Genomic DNA, 18552 nt, shown 5'->3' with positions numbered 1-18552 from the left:
AAGGAGAACGTGTATGAACAAATGTATACAATTGATTCTGTCTTTTGCCGTTCTGCTCCCTCTCCTTACCGGATGCTGGGATCGACAGGAACTCAATGAGCTCGGCATCATGCTGGGACTGGGTGTGGACAAGGATGGCGAAATGATTAAGGTAACCGCACAAGTGGTCGTCCCCAATGAAGTATCTTCCAAATCAGGAGGAGGCAAAGGGACCCCTGTGACTCAGTACCATGCTTCTGCCCCCACACTGTTTGAAGCCATGCAGAAGTTAACGGAATCTAGTCCCCGTCGTATCTTTATGGCGCATATTCGCGTGTTGATTTTTGGCGAAGAATTTGCACGTAAAGACGGTATTTATAATGTGACTGAAGCTCTAATGCGGGAACCTACGGTGCGTCCTGACTATTACGTCATGGTGGCCCGAAATACAACGGCGTCCAAAGTGCTGGATGTGTTAACGCCACTTGAGAACTTACCTGCAGAGAAGATGTTTAATTCACTGGATGTATCCTCCAAAATCTGGTCGCCCACGACAACCGTTACCGGGGATCAGTTAATGGAATATATGATAGCTCCCGGCATACAGCCTGTAATAACCGGCGTGGAGATTGTTGGTCCACAGGAGAAAAGCGGAAGCAAGGATAACATTTCAACCATCCATTCTCCCGCCAGCCTGAGTTCAACCGGACTTTCCGTATTCAAAAAGGACAAGCTGATTGGCTGGCTAACGGAGGATGAGTCCAAGGGATATAACTATATCCGAAACAATGTGAAATCCACCATTGGACATCTTCCTTGCCGAAAAGGTGGGAACGTGACCTTCAAAACCCTGCGCACAAAAACCAAACGCAAAGCAAAAATTGTTGCCGGCCAGCCTGTCATCAGCATCAAAATCAAAAACGTATCCTCCATCGGTGCCGTGGAATGCGGAATCAAGATTGGTTCAATGGACGTTATCAAGGAACTGGAGCGGGACAGTGAGGAGCTGCTTGTAGAACTGATGCAAAAATCCATCAAGTCGGTGCAGCGCAAATTCCATGTCGATATTTTCGGGTTTGGGCAAGAGGTTTATCACGCAGATCCTACATTTTTCAAAAAAGTGGAGAAAGACTGGGATGACTATCTTGAAAATCTGGATGTGCATTATGATGTCAATGTGCAAATTAAACGTGTAGGGACACTGGATAATTCGTTCAAAGACGAAATTAGGGAGTGAACAGGATGTTGCTTACACTTGGCGTTATTGTAATTGCTGGATTTATCGGGTGGTTCGATCTTCCTTCGCTCATACGAAGCAAAGAATGGAAAGAAATTGCTGTTTACAGTACCTTGCTGCTGCTGGCTACCTTCTTAAGCGTCGTTGCAGCAAACTTGTGGGAGTTCCCGAGTCCACTATATCTCATCATATGGATCTATGAACCTGTAAATCAATTTCTGGCACATTTGACTGGAACTTAGGAAAAAGGAGAGGGACGCTATGCTGGAGCAGGGCCGCATTGGAACACGACAATTGTCCACTCTCATTTTCATGATGGTGGTCGGGGATATGATGATGATCTATCCCTCGGTTATCACTTCCTATGCCAAACAAGATGCCTGGATATGCGCTCTTGTCGGGGTTCCACTCGGAATGGCCCTCATGCTCATGTTTTTGAAGCTGTGTAATCTCTATCCGGAGAAAAATCTGGTACAGATTTCACGAAGTATTCTGGGATTTTGGCCAGGCACGCTTGTCTCCATCTTTTATCTTTTCTTCTTTGTGGTAGGCACCTCCGCCCACACCCGGGAAGTCGGAGATTTCATCACCTCCCAAATCTTTCAGTACACCCCGCTTCGCGTCATTACCCTGATGTTTGTGGTTGCGCTTGGCTGGGGGCTCTACCATGGGCTGGAGACGATGGGACGAAGCAGTGAATTACTCATGCCTATCCTTATTGTGTTTATTCTTGTGCTTACATTCTGTCTACTGCCCCAGGTTGACCCCAGCCATTTGAAGCCTGCTACAGATACGGGTGTGGTCTCTATCCTGCAAGGGATTCTCGTTAGTATCATATACCCGGTAGGTGAACTGATTCCCATCATGATGATTGTCCCCTACACGTTGAATCAGACACACCGTACCCGGGATGTTCTTGCTGCTGCAGGGCTCGGCAACCTGATCCTGGCAACACTGGTTACCATCTCTCTGCTTGTTTTAGGCGCTTTCCTTACGCAGCATAACATTTATGCTTCCTTTACTTTATCTCAGAAGATTGATATCGGCGGTTTTTTCGAGCGCATTGAAGCCATTATGGCTTCTTCCTGGCTTATCTCTACATATGTCAAAGCCATGGTGTATATGTATGCATTTATTGTAGGATGCGCCGAGCTGTTCAAGCTCAAGCAGTATCGCATGCTGATCCTGCCGACATCCCTGTTGGTCTTTGGCCTTTCCAATTTGGTCTCCCCCAGTTTGACTTTCATCGTCATTACGGTCGTTCCGTACTGGGTGGATTGGGACGCCACCTTAAGCATTATTTTGCCCGGGTTGTTATTGTTGGTGCATATGTTTAAACAGCGCTGGATGACCAAGTCTCCCGGATAACAGCACCCCTGTATACGTATCGATCAGAAAGGAGGAGAGAGGTCATGATCATTCAAGATAAAATCAGTATTCGGCAGTTCACCTTGCTTACCTTTCTTGTCATGGTAGGGGATATGATTCTGATCTATCCGCCCTTGGTCTCCACTTTGGGTAAAAATGATGCATGGCTCTGCTCTATCCTCGGGCACCCCATTGGTCTGTTCCTCATATGGATTCTGTACAAACTTCATCAAACCTTTCCGGATCTTTCCCTAATTGAAATCAACAGAAAATTGCTTGGTCTCTGGGCAGGATCGGTCTTATCCGTTGGTTACCTGTTCTATTTTTCTATAGGTGCTGCCGTCTGTATCCGTGAGGTTGGAGACTTTATGACCACCCAGATTTACCTCAATACTCCCATTCGTGTCATTTTGATTATGCTCATGTGCTCTCTGATCTGGGGCCTTATGAAAGGTCTGCAGCCCATGGCAGCAAGCATTGAACTGCTAACCCCCGTTGTTGTTATCTTTATGCTTCTCCTGTTCATGGGGCTTTTGCCCAAAATAGACGGTTCACATCTGCAACCTTTTTTGAGCATCAAGTGGGTTCATCTGATCGAAGCGGTGGTTCGGGCAGCCTTTACTTCCTTTGGCGAACTCATCGTACTTACCATGATTCTTCCTTATGTAATGACAGGTCCAAATATCAAACGCGATATGCTGCTTGCCACTTTGTTGGGAGGTATGCTTCTGAGTGCACTGTTACTGTTCTCACTGCTCGTTGTCGGGACATTCATGACACAGCATAACATCTATACCTCGTATGCCCTGGCCCAAAAGATTAATATTGGTAACTTCTTTGAGCGTATGGAAGCCTTCATGGCAATTGCCTGGTTGATTGCAACTTATTTTAAAAGCCTGCTGTATATATTTGCTTTTGTTATTGGACTAGCTCAACTGTTTCAGTTAAAAGCATATAAACCCCTTATATTACCTTCAGCCTTGCTTATGTTTGCATTGTCTATTCTGATCTCTCCAAATGTCATCTTCTACACCAATACCATTATGCCAGCGTGGGTGGATTGGGATATAACCGTAAGTTTCATCATCCCTCTATTCCTTTTGCTCATTCATCGCATTCGTTTTGGCAAGAGCAAAAAAAGCCAGACCACTCCAGAACGGTTACCCACATGAATATTTTGCATAAATCGATAGAGCCTCTTGCAATTCGCGAGAAATAGACCCACCCTGCCATATTACAAAATGAAAAAGTATGACATAAAAAAGCTGTGCTCCACGGTAAGTTCCGCGAGCACAGCCCTTCATAAGAAATCCCTTTTCTACAATTCCTTTATAGCCTCCAGCGCTGCTTCAATATGTCCTTTGACTCGTACCTTCGACCACGACTTCAGCAGAACACCCTCTTCATCAATGAGAAACGTGGAGCGTACCAACCCCATATATTCCTTGCCATACAATTTCTTGAGCTGCCATACGCCGTATTGCTCGGCTACCTGATGATCTTCGTCTGACAACAGAATAAATGGCAAGCCGTATTTGGCAATGAATTGGTCATGCCGCTTCATCGGGTCGGTGCTGACGCCCAAAATAACGGTATTTAATCCCTTGAACGCCTCATGCCGATCACGAAAGTCACATGCCTGCTGCGTGCAGGAAGAAGTCATATCTTTAGGATAAAAATAAAGCAGTACCCGCTGTCCGCGGTAATCCGACAGCTTCACAGTGTCTCCTGTACTCGACGGAAGCTCAAAACCTGGAGCGAGCTGGCCTTCGGTTAATGTCATCTCAATTCCTCCTCTACCTCATCTTTCTTTCACAAGGATTTCTGTTATGATCCTGCTCCGCGATACTTCTTCACACCATAATTCCACAGCAGAAGGCCGATGGAGCCAAACACCAATCCCACCACTGGTGTCAGCATAGCCATGCGGTGCATCTCCGATCGCTCCAGGAACAGTGCTGCCGGATAAATGCCCACGAAGGCAAACGGAATGACCCATGTTAACAGGACCTGAATCGCACGGTTATAGATCGTTACCGGATAACGTCCGTATCCCTGAATGTTGTACATTAATGGCAGGATACCTGTAGGTGCGTCCGAATAAAAAGACAACGACGTCAAGGTGATGTAGATGCCCGCGTAGATTAAAACTGAGCTAAAAGCAAGAATAATGAGGGCCGGGATATGCCACCACTCCAGCATGAGTCCCATCTCCGCACCGCTGATGCCCATGATGACCAGGCCGATAAACGAACCTACAAGCGCAGGCGGGTCCACATTTTCAAGTAAAATCTGGAACAGGTTATGCGCCGGACGGGTCAATATGCGATCCATCTCACCTTTGACAATATACCGCTCGCTGAACCCCCACAGATTGATAAAACAACTGAAGATGCCATAAGGCACCATAAAATACCCATAAACAAAAAGGACTTCGCTCTCACTCCACCCGCCCAGATTATCCGTATGCCGGAAAACAACAAAGATAAAGATCAGGTTCGTTGCCTGGAACAACAGATCTGAGAGGATTTCCACCCAGAAGTCGGCACGGTACGTGAGTCTAGTTTTCATATAGTTCTTCAAATATTCCCAGATCAAACCTATATAGTACATCGCATTACCCTCCTTGCACGAACAGACGCTTGCGCGCCTGACGCCAGATCAGCATCATCGGAACGAGCAGTATGACAAACCAGAACACCTGGATGCCGAGTACGCTCCAGATGCCGGTGCCCTCCACTCTTCCGGTGAAAACCGAGCCGGGCAGATACGTAATGGCCTGAAAAGGCAATACCTTCATCACTGCAGACATCCACCCTGGATACAGGCTGATTGGGATAATCAGACCGGAGAATAAATCGACCACAACGCGCTTCATGCGCATCATGCCTTCATTATTTTCCACAAAGAAGGCCGCCAGTCCCGTAATGACATTAATCTGCGAGTTAATGAGAAAACTGAAGAACAGCATGACCAGAAAGCCAATCCACGCAGACGGCGCCGTAGGCAGTTCCACCGGGAACAGCAGAATGGCAATGAGCATCCCCGGAATCATCAGTAGCAGGAAACGGAAAATGCCTTCGCCCAGCCCCTGCATCATTTTGACCATGACATAGTTGATCGGCCTTATAAATTGAATGGCAATGGAGCCATCGCGAATGTCCGCAGCGATCTCCCGATCCAGATTGTTAAAATAAAATGCACGCGCCATCCACGATACCGCCACGTATGTCGTCATCTGAGCTGCCGTAAAACCGCCCAGTTCACCACTGCTGCCGTAAATTGCCTGCCAGGTAAAGTAATACACGCCGATATTCAGCGTATATATCAAAATGCCGGAATAATAATTCACCCGGTATGCAAGCATCGTCAGAAACCGGATGCGCATAAAATCAAAAAATGCACTATTCATCTAGGATACACCCACCGCTTCGTTCCCTGCTCCCACAATCTCGGGACGCTCGGCAGAACCGGATTGATAAATACTGCGCACGATCTCATCCGTGTTAATCTCAATAATCTGAATATCGGTAATATCCGCCTGTCCAACTACGCGTCCCAGCACATCCGATACATTGAGTTCAAGTGGAATCCAGACCGATGCGGACAGTTCGTTCTCCACCGTCCAGCGAACAGGCAGCCCAGCAGTCCATTCCAGCATCTGCTCCATGGTATGACCCGTGCCGAACTTGAATCGGATTTCCCTTTCCTTGCCCCATTGGGACTTCAGGTGATCCAAACCGCCATCATAGATGATATTGCCTGCATCAAGCATAATGACTCTGGAGCATAGCGCTTCGATGTCCTGCAGATCGTGGGTAGTCAGCAAGATGGTTGTTCCGTGTTCCTTATTCATGTCTTTCAGGAATTCGCGAATTTCCGACTTCACGACAATATCCAGACCTATGGTCGGCTCATCCAGGAAAACGATATCCGGGTTGTGCAGCAGCGCAGCAACCAGCTCACAGCGCATACGCTGTCCCAGGCTGAGCTTCCGTACCGGACGGTTCAGCAGTTCCGTGAGCTGCAACCGCTCAACCAGCTCATCCAGCCGTTTACGGAAATCAGCCTCACCTACCCGATATACCTTGCGCAGCAGATGGAAGGACTCAATGACACCGATATCCCACCATAGTTGACTGCGTTGACCAAAAACGACACCAATATTCTGTACAAACTTCTCACGTTCCTGATACGGAACATATCCACCAACCGATATTCGCCCTGAAGTAGGCACCAAAATGCCGGTCAACATCTTGATCGTAGTTGATTTACCGGCACCGTTCTCCCCGATATATCCGCATATTTCGCCTTGCGGAATCTGAAATGAAATATCATTTACAGCCATTACCTCCTGGTATTGACGTGCAAACAGGTCCTGGAATGCGCCCTTAAGTCCACCTCGACTTTTCTGGACACTAAACGACTTGCGTAAATCTTTGACATCAATCGCCAGCATGATTATACCTCACTTGGATTTTGTTGAAATTGCTTGTAGCCCAAAAAGAAATTATAATGGTATCAGTCAAAATTCAGCAAGCTTTAAAATACTCTGAAGCCGCATCCTCTGCCGAAAGGATGGATGATGTGTTCGGACAGCTTCGGAATAGTGGATTGCCCGAACTCGTTTTTAATTTCATTCTGAATACAAAGGAGAGCTAGCATGACCAGAAAGACGAAGAGAACCATCTGGATCTCTCTTGCCACCTTCGTGTTGATCGTTGGAGGCGCAGCGGCATTTTATTTCGGTTCTATTCTTAATCAGTTGAATGGCTTGCAAAAGGAAGGCGACGAATCCCCGTTTGCCGGTATTGAAAATGTTGAAAAAGTAAACACCCCGGATCCTCCAAAATGGGAAGGCACCGAAACAGTGAACATACTGGTTATGGGCGTTGATGCCCGCGGACTGAAGGAAGGGGAAGTTCCCCGCTCCGACAGCATGATGGTCGTATCACTTGACCCAACCACCAAAAAAATCAATCTGTTCTCGATTCTGCGAGACACATATGTCAATATCGATGGATATGGCAAAGAACGCATTAATACAGCGATTACCCACGGTCCCAATGCAGCGATGAAAGCTGCCGGAGATCTGCTGGGAATCCCTGTACAGTATTATGTGTATACCGATTTTCAAGGATTCATCAAATTGGTTGATGCTGTTGGCGGTGTGGATTTTGACGTAGAGAAGGACATGCACTATACAAGCAAAGCGGACAAAAATGAATACGATATTGATCTGAAAAAAGGTTACCAGCATCTGGACGGTGAAACAGCTCTGATGTACGTACGTTTTCGCCATGATGCCATGTCGGATTTCGCACGTTCCGAACGTCAGCGTGAATTCCTGAAAGCAGTAGCAGCGAAAATGCAATCAACGACTACGATTGCCAAGCTGCCTTCCATTCTGGAACAGGTCAATCCTTATGTGGATACCAACCTGACCCTCTCTGACATGTGGAAACTGGGTGGACTTGGCTACCAGAGCAGCATGAACGGCAGTGAGCAAATTCCACCAATGAACATGCTCAAGGAAGAACGGACTGCAGGCGGAGCTCAAGTATTGACCGTTACCAACGAAGAGAAGTTGAAACAGCTTATTCAAGATATCATTCATCCCCCTGCCCAGTCGGAAGATACCAAGACCGGAGCAGACGACAAAACAGCCAGCGCGGACGAAAAAAATTCGGAGCAACCGGCACAGTAACGAAGTGAAACATGCAGAGGGCAGCCATTACGCTGCCCTTTCGCTGTGTTCTGTATGATATTAATATTAAATACGAAAGGAAGTTATCTTATGAATCCATCACGCTCCCGTTCCGAACTTTTATATGAAGAAGCCCTTCAACATATTGTAGGAGGTGTTAACAGTCCCTCCCGCTCGTTCAAAGCCGTCGGTGGCGGTGCACCTGTATTTATGAAAAAGGCGCAAGGTCCGCACTTCTGGGATGTCGATGATAACCGCTATATTGATTATCTTGCGGCGTACGGCCCGATTGTTACGGGACATGCCCACCCTCATATTACCCAGGCGATTACCGAGGCAGCAGCGAATGGGGTACTGTACGGCACGCCAACGGAACTTGAAATCAAACTCGCCAAAATGCTGAAAGAAGCCATTCCTTCGATGGATAAGGTTCGTTTTGTGAACTCCGGTACAGAATCGGTCATGACCACCATCCGGGTTGCCCGTGCATATACGAAACGCAACAAAATCGTGAAATTCGCCGGATGTTACCACGGTCACTCCGACCTGGTGCTTGTGGCTGCAGGCTCAGGCCCTTCTACACTGGGAATACCGGATAGTGCAGGCATTCCAACCAGTATTGCACATGAAGTCATCACGGTGCCTTTCAACGATCTGGAAAGCCTGAAAGCGGCTCTGGAGCGTTGGGGCGATGATGTGGCTGCCGTTATGGTGGAACCCATTGTCGGTAATTTCGGTATGGTCATGCCGGAGCCCGGCTTCCTGGAAGGACTCTGTGCCATGACTCGGAGCAACGGCTCGCTTGTAATCTACGACGAGGTTATCACCGCTTTCCGCTTCCATTATGGTTCTACCCAGACATACGCTGGGCTGGAAAACCATGCTGAGATCGAACCGGATCTGACTGCGCTTGGCAAAATCATTGGCGGCGGTTTGCCCATTGGTGCTTATGGCGGTCGTAAACAGGTCATGGAGCAGGTTGCTCCGCTAGGCCCTGCATATCAGGCAGGTACGATGGCGGGCAATCCGGCATCCATCTCGGCGGGCATTGCATGTCTGGAAGTGCTGCAAGGCCAAGGGGTGTATGAAGAGATGGAGCGCCTTGCGATCGACCTGACGACAGGATTGCAAGCTTCCGCTGACCGTCATGGTATTGCCCTGACGATCAACCGGATTCGTGGTGCCTTCTCCACGCACTTCTGTGACCACCCGGTAACGAACTATGATCAGGCACAGGACACCGACGGGGAACTCTTCGCTTCCTTCTTCCGCCACATGCTGGACCGCGGAATTAACCTGGCTCCATCCAAATATGAAGCCTGGTTCCTGACGACTGCACATACGGACAAGGATGTTCAGGAAACACTCGAAGCCGCGGAAGCTTCCTTCAAGGCCATGGCTCAGGCGTAAACCGTTATCTAACTATTCATGCACTGACCATAATAAAGTTATCATTGAAAATGATCTCATGAAATAAGGCGTCCACACTAGCGATTATTCCGCTTGTGTGGACGCCTTTTGCAGCTTCGCTATTTCCTCACGGATAATTCGCAGCCCTTCCTTGATCCGCTGCTTGGGTACATTGGATATGTTCAACCGCAGCATTTTCTCCTGATGAATCTCTTGTGTACCTTCTGGATAGTATCGTTCTGTTGTATCGGCAATGACTCCCCGTTGATCCAAACGGGACAGCAAGACCCTCAGCGGCATATCCTTAGCGAGTGGCAGAACTGTATGCTCTCCTCCTGTTCGCGGCGCATTCGCAAATGGAATGAAGGCAGGAAAGGCGTTAATCTCTTGATATAACTTGTTCATCCGGGCAGCATAGCGGCTGCGGATGACTTTGCCGTGATGAGCAAACATCCCGTTACGAATGTAAATTTCAAGTGCAGCCTGGGACAATACAGCGGTGTCAATGTCGAGCATTTTTTTGTATGAACTAAACGATGCCATAAGACTTGCAGGCAGAACAGCTACGCCAATCCGCAAGCCGGGAAACAGGATTTTGGAGTAACTTTTCAGATAAATGACCCGCCCCTCCGTATCATAGGACCATAACGGGTCCTGCTTCGTATTCTCTTCCAGATCAGCCAGATAATCATCCTCTACCAGATAGACATCGTAACGCTGAGCCAGCCGAATTAATCTCTTCTTCTCTGCTGCCGTCAGGGAAGTGCCAATCGGGTTATGAAAACGCGGCATGACATAGAAAAATTTGATATCTCCTTCACGGAACTGTCGTTCAAGCGCTTCCCAATCCAGGCCGTCCAGAGAGCGTCTGACACCAGCAATCGGTACATTCAGTCCCTTCAAAAGCGAAGGCATATTATGATAACCCGGAAGTTCCAACATCACCTGCTTTTTACCATTCGGAAAAGGCATTAAGGCCAATACAGCCAGCGCTTGCTGCACCCCTGACGTAATAAAAAACTGTTCTTGCCGGGCAAAGACCTGATAATCGGCGAATTGCTTCTGCAGCAATTCAATCAATGAAGGCAGGCCCCTCTCCGTTCCGTACAAAAAAAGCTCTGCCTGTTTCTTCTCCATCGCCTGGTCCACACAATGACGAAAATCGGAATAGGGAAATACCCGTGGATCAGGTGCTGCCGAGGCAAAATCCAACGGTCCCTGCAACTCCCGATCATCGACATCGGCTCCATTCTGTACCGCATAATACCCGGACTGAGGCACTGCGTAGACCAGATGTCGCTCTTCCAGCCACTCATATGCACGGATGACTGTACTCACACTGCATTGATATTGCTCGGCCAGAACACGCACAGCCGGGAGCTTGATACCTTTGTCCTGCCATTGTCCACTGTTCTGCTGCTGCAACTGCTCCTGAATCCAGCGCTTTAGTGATTCGGCGATCATTTCATACTTTCTCATTGAATTCTACCCTTCCTCTGACATCAATACTCTTAATTGTACCGGCACAGTAAATGTTTTTGTCTATTGTACCACTATTGGTCTGGCAGTATATTGAATAAGGCCAGACCCTACAGCAACATATCCAACAGTAGTAGTTGAAAAGAAAAACCGTAATATTTGGAGGAAACCACATGAACAGTACCCGAACTCGAACATATGCATATGTAGCGGCTGTTTTATATGCAGCCATTATTGGTTTATCCTTTTTATTTGTCAAAATGACGGTTAGTGTTGCACATCCTATCGATGTACTGGCCCATCGTTTTGCTTTGTCGTTACTCGCAGTCAGCATTCCTGTCATCTTGGGATGGATCAGGATTAAGCTAACCCTGCGTGACCTGTGGCGTATCATTCCTTTGGGGCTGCTCTCTCCTGTTTTATTCTTTGCTTTTCAGGCATTCGGACTCGTCTCGTCCAATTCTTCGGAAGCAGGTATTATCCAGGCCACTGCCCCTGTATTCACCCTTGTTCTCGCCTCCATCTTTCTCAAGGAGCGTACGTCCATCCTGCAAAAATTATTCCTGCTGCTGTCTGTGGCGGGTGTAGTCTTTATTTTCGTAATGAAAGGCAGCGGAATGTCCACAGGCAACTTTAAAGGGATTGCTTTACTGCTGCTCTCCACTGTTTGTTTTGCAGGTTATGGTGTGCTGGCACGGCCCTTGGCTCAGAAATATAAACCGATGGAATTGACCTGGGTAACCCTGATGGTTGGATTTATCGTCTTCAACGCGGCATCCCTGATTCGTCATGCGTCGAGCGGAACCCTGGTGGACTATGTGAAGCCACTCGGAGATGCATCGTATCTGGGAGCACTAGCCTATCTCGCCATCCTTTCCACGATGATCTCCACGCTGCTGGCAAGTTATGCGCTAACTCATTTGGAAGCTTCCAAGATGAGTGTGTTCAGCAACTTCTCCACACTGATATCCATTGCCAGCGGGGCGTGGATACTGCATGAACCAGTACACGGCTACCACTTTGTGGGTGCCTTGCTCATCATCGCAGGTGTACTTGGCACCAATATGAGCGGAAGAAAGCGCGGGCTGGTCAACCAAGCCAAAGCATGATACAATGTGAAAAATTGTAAACGGACGTTATCGACAATGATGAAGAGAAGTACACAGGACAGGATGATTCAGAGAGCCGGCGGATGGTGTGAGCAGGTGCATCAGTCATGTGGAAATGGGCTTCGGAGTTCCGAGTTGAACCCGGTCTGCACCTGTAGTCAGGAGCGTGGATCGTCAGTAGGCAAGGCGGCATGTTCAGCCGTTATCCATGGACAGGATATCGATAAGGTATATGTGGACTTCCCACAACCGGGCTTTCCGCATATATTGTTAATCCGTATCTTTCAAGTGGGCCGTGCAACCAGCGGCCAATCAAGGTGGCACCGCGAGGCATAAGCTTCGTCCTTCTATTCTGTTCCCGTCTGGGAAACAGGATGAAGGACGAAGCTTTTTTTTGATTTAATTTCTATATTAGTTCAACTCAACATTTACACAAGAACGGAGAGGACAGAAATAACCTGAAGAAGCGAAGTGTTCGCCTAAAAGCTTTCTGAAAGAAAGCTGCATCGGAAGCACATGCTTATCCCCGGATTTTCACCTTAGTAAAAGTGTATCAAAAAATCAGGGGATAACAGCGATCGGAAGGTTGTTCTGTTATCGAAGTGACAAGTGTAAATAATCTTTAGTTCGACTGATAAAGATGCAGGCTGAAAGGAGGTGATGGTCGTGGAAGACGGCTGGTGGCGTCAGCAACCTATAATCGGAACATCACAAATTCAAAGGAGACTAAACCATGAACATGAACAAAGACATTATTTTAACCGGAGACCGGACAACCGGACAGCTTCATCTCGGCCATTACGTGGGCAGCCTGCGCAGCCGGGTGCAATTGCAGGACGAATATAAAACGTACATTTTGCTGGCAGACGTCCAAGCGTTAACTACCCATTACGATCAGCCTGAACTGATTGCAGACAGCGTGCATCAAGTGACACTCGATTACCTTGCCGTAGGTATCGATCCCAATAAAGCTACTCTGTTCATCCAGTCCATGATTCCGGAAATTGCCGAGCTGACTGTCATTTTCTCCATGTTTATCACAGTGAACAATCTTCGGCATAATCCCACGATTAAAAACGAAGCACGTGACCGGGGTTATAAGGATCTATATTACGGATTTCTCGGTTATCCTGTGAGTCAGGCAGCGGATATTGCATTCTGCAAAGCAACCCTTGTTCCGGCAGGCGAAGATCAGATTCCTCATATCGAAACAGCGAGGAAACTGGTACGTCGGTTTAATGAGTTATATGCTCCGGTGCTGCCTGAGCCACGCATTCTGACCGGAGAGCGTCTGGGTGGACTTGATGGCATCGGCAAAATGAGCAAAAGCATGGGCAATGCGATCTCCTTGAATGCCCATCCTGATGATGTACATGCCAAGCTGACCAAGGCCAAGACAGATCCGGCGCGTATTCATCGATCCGATCCGGGAAACCCGAATATCTGCCCGGTATTCGCTTATCATCAGTTATTTCGCAATGAAAATGCAGAAGAAATCCATGCCAGTTGCAGCCAGGGAACGATTGGATGCAGAGACTGCAAGCAGCTGGCTGGCAATGCCATTAATGAGTTACTTGCCCCGTTCCGTGCACGGCGACACGACTATGAGCAACGTGGAGATGAGGTGAAAGAAATTCTTATAGAAGGTACGCGCCAAGCTCGTAAGGTAGCCAGAGAAACGATGTCAGAAGTACGAGAAGCCATGGGAATCCGTTATTTTGATCTCTAGCATACAGGCTCGCCTGTATGAAGCGACTGAATCACGTTAACACTGCTGAGAACAGTCTATTGGGAAAAGAGGTCCCTTCAGCATGAAACGTACACAGCCTTCTTTTTTGCAAGCCATGATGTTAATTATGTTATCTGTCGGCCTGATCAGCCACGTTCTGATCATCCCTGCCCTATTGAGCGCGGCCAAAAGGGATTCCTGGATCTCCGTTCTGTTGTCCGCAGCTCCTTACCTTATATTCACTCTGATGCTGGCCTATGTCTCTCGTTTTCTCCAGCACCAGACTCTGCATGAATGGCTGACTTCCCATCTGGGCAAACCCCTTGGCCTGCTGTTCCAGATGGGAAACAGCGTCTTTTTTCTGTCCGTCATCTACTTTACCCTACATGACACCACTACGTGGGCCAAAACCAACTACTTGACGGAGACGCCAGTGTTGGTTACAAGCATTGCCCTTATGTCCCTCTGTGCCTATGCAGCCTATAAAGGAATGCGCTCTCTGGCATTCACAGCAGGATTGGTCCTTCCCCTGGTTGTGCTGCTTGGCTTCTATGTTGCTATTGTTAATACACAATACAAGGACTACAGTCGTTTGCTGCCTGTGCTGGAACATGGCTGGAAGCCCGTGCTTCACGGCATGGTCTACAGTCTTTCAGGCATGTTTGAGTTACTGTTCATCTGGTACATTCAGCCCCACCTCTCCAAACCCATACGTGTATGGCAGTATTTAATGCTCGGGGCAATTATTCTGGGGCTGACCCTTGGCCCACTCATTGGAGCTATCGTTGAATTTGATCCCTTTGAAGCTGCCAAAATGCGATATCCTGCCTTTGAAGAATGGCGTATTGCCTCCTTGGGCAAATATATTGCTCAGACCGATTTCTTTTCCATCTACCAGTGGCTCGCTGGTTCTTTTACCCGGATTAGTCTGGCCATGTATATTGTGATAGAAATTTGGAATATTAAGAGCGCATCCAGAAGGATCATCAGTTGTATCTCGTTAGCCGTCGTATTTATTCTTTCCATGCTGTACCCTCTGGATGATATGACATTCGAAAAGCTGCTTGTCCACTACATATTCCCGTTCAATCTCATATATCTGAGCGGACTCGCGGTAATTGCAACAGCAGTTGCATACATCAGTTCACGCCATCAGAGGAGGAAACATCATGGAGCACCCAACAATTGACACCTCGTCCCATGAAACACTGCTTGCCTCTTTGGAGGAGCAGTTCAACCCCTGCGCAGATGTTGTTATCCATACCTTTCCTGCTAAAGACGAAACCGATATGTCAGTAATCATGCTCTATTGTGAAGGCCTGGTCGATGGCAAACAAATTAACCAGTTTATCATCCCACGGTTGGAGCAGCATTCTCTCTTTATTGAAGAGGCGCATCCCAAAGAATTGGGCTTAACATTGAATCCAATTGAAGACATCAAAAATATAGAGAATCTGAACCTTTTGATCTTTAGCGGACAACTGCTGCTCATTTTCGGAAATGCCGATCAGGCGTGCAGTCTGGATATCGCGAATATCCCGGGGCGAAACCCTGAAGAATCAGTCATTGAAACATCGGTTAAAGGCCCGCGCGATGGTTTTACCGAAGAGCTTACTGTAAACATCGCCCTCGTTCGTAAACGAATGAAAACCTCTTCCCTGTGTTACGAGAAATACATCAAAGGCAGCCGTACCCAGACCTCTATTGGCCTGCTGTATGTAAAGGATATTATTAACCCGGATATTCTGAAAGAGGCCCGCCAAAATCTCGACAAAATTGAAATTGACGGCATTCTCGGTACTTCCATTATGGAACGGGCCGTTATGGGAGGCATTCGCAGCATCTTCCCGCTCACGGATAATACGGAGCGACCCGATTATGTCGTGGATTCCATTTTAAATGGGCGTTTTGCTGTATTAATTGAAGGTTCTCCCGTAGCCGTCATCGCGCCAACTACGCTGTTCAATCAGTTGAAATCACCTGAAGATGAGAGTACCCCCTTTTTCATTGTTACTTTTGAACGGATTTTGCGTATTTCCGGATTATTGATCGCCTGTTTCTTTCCCGGCTTTTATATCGGACTGACCAGTTTCAATGTGGAACAGATTCCTCTTCCTCTTCTGGCAACCATTGCAGGTACACGGATGGGACTGCCTATGCCAGTAACGCTGGAGGCATTTCTGATGATCTTTATGTTCGAGTTATTTAATGAAGCAGGCCGCAGACTGCCACGTGCGTTGGGCCAGACTGTGAGTGTAGTGGGCGGGCTTATTATCGGAGATGCTGCTATTCGTGCCGGAATTACTTCCCCCACCATCATTGTCACGGTGGCTATATCGGTGATCTCCAGCTATATTCTGGTGAATACCGTGCTCAGTGGGGCTACTGCTCAAGTCAGGATTGGGATGCTTATCATTTCGTCCATTCTTGGATTATTCGGTTTCATGCTTGGACTTTTTGCTCTGCTGGTACATCTCGTATCCCTGGAGTGTTATGGCGTATCATACCTGTCACCCGTCTCTCCGTATATTCCCGGCGACTTTACCCGAGCTGTATCCATGCCCCCTTCTATGAAACGGACCAAGCGTCCAGCAGCACTCCATACGCAGGATTCTACCCGTCGGAGGAAGCGTACTTGACAAGATGGAACTCTCTGGGATGCTTGTTTATGGGCTGCATGATCCTGCTGACGGGGTGCTGGGATGCCAAAGAGGTCCAGAGCATTAACTTTATCACAGGCATAGGGATAGACTACGTGGACAACCACTACATCGCATATGCCCAATTAATTGATTTCTCCAAAATTGCCAAGCAGGACGGGCCTACCTCGCGAGAAGAAAGCGATATCTGGATTGGACGGGGCGAGGGCACGACGCTGAGTATGGCTATTAATGATCTCTATAAAACTTCTCAGCAGCAAACGCTGTGGACCCATGTAAAAGCAATCGTTCTATCACAAAGAACCTTGGACGAGCGACTGGAGGACATATTTAATACGCTGCTTCATTCGGGCCAGCTGAGATACACGCCCTGGATTTACGGTACAGATCAAAACATCCCGGATGTGCTCTCTCCCTCAGTATTGCTGAATCAATCTGCCCAGACCATCGAATTGTTTGAACCGATGAAGTTGTACAAGCAACATTCTGCCTTCGAACCTATCCGGCTCCATCAGCTTCTTGACGGATTCCGGGAGCCTGCTTCGATCATTCTTTTGCCATCCATCACCAATAAAAACCAGACCTGGTTTAACGGGGATAAAATGCCTCCGCTTATTAGAATGGATGGCTTCTATGTCCTTTCCAAAGGTAAGAATCAGGGTAAAGTAGAAGGCAAGGAAACTGACGGTACACGATTCGTGAACTATGATCGGGTCTATCAGTACCCGTTGTACGTTTATACGAATGGAGGAGCGTCTCCTGACCTGACACTCAGGCTTACCAATCCAAAGACGACCATCAAGGCGAGGAAAGAAGGAGATGGCGTTACATTTGACCTGTTTACTTCGGTTAAAAGTGCCATAGTCGAGGACCATGGCTCTACCCGCTCTTCTCATTCCATGGAAAAGGATGCCGAAAAACAGATTGAGTCCGAAATCCGTGACACGTTTGAGAAAACCAAATCACGCAAGATTGATTCGTACGGTCTTGTAGAACACCTCTATCGTCATGATCTCGCCTTATGGAGACAGGTGCCCAAAAGGGCTAATCCTATTGAGCGGTTCAAGCTTGGGAAGGTGGAGGTTCATGTGAAGATTCTCAATGCTAGCACGTATAAATATAGTGAGTAGTACCAAAAGACGACCAGCGGCCTGCAATTCGTGCAAGGTTATTGGTCGTCTTGTTTTTTTTACGTTCTACCTGTTATCCCAACGGAAACGCCATAACACTCATCAGTGCCAGCTCAGGCTGGGTTGAATCCAGACGACTATACTGGATAATTACAGGAACATTGCTGGAGACTGTAATAGCATAGGGTACTCCCGGCGGGATCAGCTGCTCACCCGATTTCAGCGATGCAGTCCGAATATGCTTTGTTCTTCTTGCAGGTACCACAGCCACGATGTCTTCGAGCGGTTCCCTATCTTCGAAGTATATCGTTATTTGCAGTTGTGCATCTGTTGTACCAGTATTCAATACACAGATGCTTTCGTGACTCTCCAGTGAGCCCGAACTGTCTGGTGGAATATATCCATCGGGAATCACCCAGCAGGTGCGGCCTGTTGCTGTGGGAGGTGTTTTATGTGCTGAAGTGTTCGTCTGATCCTGTGTCATCAAATTACGTCCTCCTTTGCAAATGCAATAATTAGTTAAACACGCGGGTGGCTCGCGGTGCGGGCGCTTCGGCGGGCGGCTCGGGCTGTGGGCCGCTGTTGGCTCGGGATTTCTTTTCATTCCCCCTCAGCAGGGGAAATCCCGCTCCAAAGGCGGACGCTCCGCTCCCACTGCTCCGATTCCGCCCTTCTTCGCTGCATCGCTCGCCATAGCTTTTTAAAGGCTTATTGCCTTCGCTATGTTCGGCTGGGCAACTTAAG

General features: G+C 47.9%; 17 protein-coding genes and 1 other annotated feature. Of the genes, 11 read left to right on the top strand and 6 right to left on the bottom strand.

Annotation, left to right across the window (positions count from 1 at the left end):
* The first annotated feature begins 13 nt into the window (after positions 1-13).
* The 4 genes from ACFTRD_RS26410 to ACFTRD_RS26395 are packed head-to-tail and all read left to right on the top strand — an operon-like array spanning position 14 to position 3756.
* The gene (locus ACFTRD_RS26410; RefSeq protein ID WP_379385199.1) at positions 14-1216 is read left to right on the top strand and encodes a Ger(x)C family spore germination protein; all 1203 of its coding nucleotides are present in this window, start codon (positions 14-16) and stop codon (positions 1214-1216) included.
* Positions 1217-1221: 5 nt separating this feature from the next.
* Positions 1222-1458 carry a hypothetical protein gene (locus ACFTRD_RS26405; RefSeq protein WP_379385197.1) on the top strand — a complete coding sequence of 79 codons (237 nt, stop codon included), beginning with the start codon at positions 1222-1224 and terminating at the stop codon, positions 1456-1458.
* A 19-nt stretch (positions 1459-1477) separates the two neighbouring features.
* Complete coding sequence (locus ACFTRD_RS26400; protein WP_379385195.1) at positions 1478-2584, top strand: GerAB/ArcD/ProY family transporter; 1107 nt, start codon at positions 1478-1480, stop codon at positions 2582-2584.
* A gap of 44 nt (positions 2585-2628) precedes the next feature.
* Positions 2629-3756 carry a GerAB/ArcD/ProY family transporter gene (locus tag ACFTRD_RS26395; RefSeq protein ID WP_379385193.1) on the top strand — a complete coding sequence of 376 codons (1128 nt, stop codon included), beginning with the start codon at positions 2629-2631 and terminating at the stop codon, positions 3754-3756.
* 146 nt (positions 3757-3902) lie between these two features.
* On the opposite strand, the gene bcp is transcribed toward ACFTRD_RS26395, so the two are convergent.
* From bcp to ACFTRD_RS26375, 4 genes are read right to left on the bottom strand one after another with little or no spacing between them, the layout of a single operon-like run.
* Positions 3903-4367: a thioredoxin-dependent thiol peroxidase gene (gene bcp / locus ACFTRD_RS26390; RefSeq protein ID WP_379385191.1), complete on the bottom strand. Its 465-nt coding sequence runs from the start codon at positions 4365-4367 to the stop codon at positions 3903-3905.
* A gap of 44 nt (positions 4368-4411) precedes the next feature.
* Entirely contained in the window at positions 4412-5197 is a 786-nt protein-coding gene (locus ACFTRD_RS26385; protein ID WP_379385189.1) for an ABC transporter permease, read from the bottom strand.
* 4 nt (positions 5198-5201) lie between these two features.
* Positions 5202-5996 carry an ABC transporter permease gene (locus ACFTRD_RS26380; protein WP_062326197.1) on the bottom strand — a complete coding sequence of 265 codons (795 nt, stop codon included), beginning with the start codon at positions 5994-5996 and terminating at the stop codon, positions 5202-5204.
* Positions 5997-7043: an ABC transporter ATP-binding protein gene (locus ACFTRD_RS26375; RefSeq protein WP_379385186.1), complete on the bottom strand. Its 1047-nt coding sequence runs from the start codon at positions 7041-7043 to the stop codon at positions 5997-5999.
* A 204-nt stretch (positions 7044-7247) separates the two neighbouring features.
* On the opposite strand from ACFTRD_RS26375, the gene ACFTRD_RS26370 reads away from it, so the two are divergent.
* Both ACFTRD_RS26370 and ACFTRD_RS26365 read left to right on the top strand, forming a co-directional pair.
* Positions 7248-8291, top strand: a complete 1044-nt coding sequence (locus ACFTRD_RS26370) for an LCP family protein (protein ID WP_379385184.1) — start codon at positions 7248-7250, stop codon at positions 8289-8291.
* A 90-nt stretch (positions 8292-8381) separates the two neighbouring features.
* A complete protein-coding gene (locus ACFTRD_RS26365; RefSeq protein WP_379385182.1) occupies positions 8382-9701 on the top strand; it encodes a glutamate-1-semialdehyde 2,1-aminomutase in 1320 nt (439 codons plus the stop codon).
* A gap of 84 nt (positions 9702-9785) precedes the next feature.
* On the opposite strand, the gene ACFTRD_RS26360 is transcribed toward ACFTRD_RS26365, so the two are convergent.
* On the bottom strand, positions 9786-11180 hold the full coding sequence (locus ACFTRD_RS26360) for an aminotransferase-like domain-containing protein (RefSeq protein WP_379385180.1): 1395 nt from the start codon (positions 11178-11180) through the stop codon (positions 9786-9788).
* Between the two features lie 173 nt (positions 11181-11353).
* Here ACFTRD_RS26360 and ACFTRD_RS26355 point away from each other — a divergent pair, with 173 nt between their 5' ends.
* The 5 genes from ACFTRD_RS26355 to ACFTRD_RS26335 all read left to right on the top strand — a co-directional run bounded on the left by ACFTRD_RS26355 (position 11354) and on the right by ACFTRD_RS26335 (position 17808).
* Positions 11354-12289 (top strand): DMT family transporter, encoded by a 936-nt coding sequence (locus tag ACFTRD_RS26355; protein ID WP_379385178.1) that lies wholly within the window; start codon positions 11354-11356, stop codon positions 12287-12289.
* Between the two features lie 27 nt (positions 12290-12316).
* Positions 12317-12639, top strand: a binding site (T-box leader).
* Between the two features lie 383 nt (positions 12640-13022).
* The gene (gene trpS, locus ACFTRD_RS26350; protein WP_379385176.1) at positions 13023-14018 is read left to right on the top strand and encodes a tryptophan--tRNA ligase; all 996 of its coding nucleotides are present in this window, start codon (positions 13023-13025) and stop codon (positions 14016-14018) included.
* 82 nt (positions 14019-14100) lie between these two features.
* Positions 14101-15207 carry a GerAB/ArcD/ProY family transporter gene (locus ACFTRD_RS26345; RefSeq protein WP_379385174.1) on the top strand — a complete coding sequence of 369 codons (1107 nt, stop codon included), beginning with the start codon at positions 14101-14103 and terminating at the stop codon, positions 15205-15207.
* Positions 15188-16657 (top strand): spore germination protein, encoded by a 1470-nt coding sequence (locus tag ACFTRD_RS26340; protein WP_379385172.1) that lies wholly within the window; start codon positions 15188-15190, stop codon positions 16655-16657. The genes ACFTRD_RS26345 and ACFTRD_RS26340 overlap by 20 nt, the downstream gene beginning before the upstream one ends.
* The gene (locus tag ACFTRD_RS26335; protein ID WP_379385170.1) at positions 16654-17808 is read left to right on the top strand and encodes a Ger(x)C family spore germination protein; all 1155 of its coding nucleotides are present in this window, start codon (positions 16654-16656) and stop codon (positions 17806-17808) included. Before ACFTRD_RS26340 ends, ACFTRD_RS26335 begins: the two co-directional genes overlap by 4 nt.
* Positions 17809-17881: 73 nt before the next feature.
* Here the strand turns inward: ACFTRD_RS26335 and ACFTRD_RS26330 are convergent, their stop codons facing one another.
* Positions 17882-18292: a sensory rhodopsin transducer gene (locus ACFTRD_RS26330; protein ID WP_379385168.1), complete on the bottom strand. Its 411-nt coding sequence runs from the start codon at positions 18290-18292 to the stop codon at positions 17882-17884.
* Between the last annotated feature and the right edge of the window lie 260 nt (positions 18293-18552).

The sequence above is a fragment of the Paenibacillus sp. NPDC056933 genome, from assembly GCF_042674385.1.
In the GTDB taxonomy this organism is placed as follows: domain Bacteria; phylum Bacillota; class Bacilli; order Paenibacillales; family Paenibacillaceae; genus Paenibacillus.
Note: the sequence above shows the minus strand (reverse complement) of the source record. Positions and strands in the feature narration are given on the sequence as shown.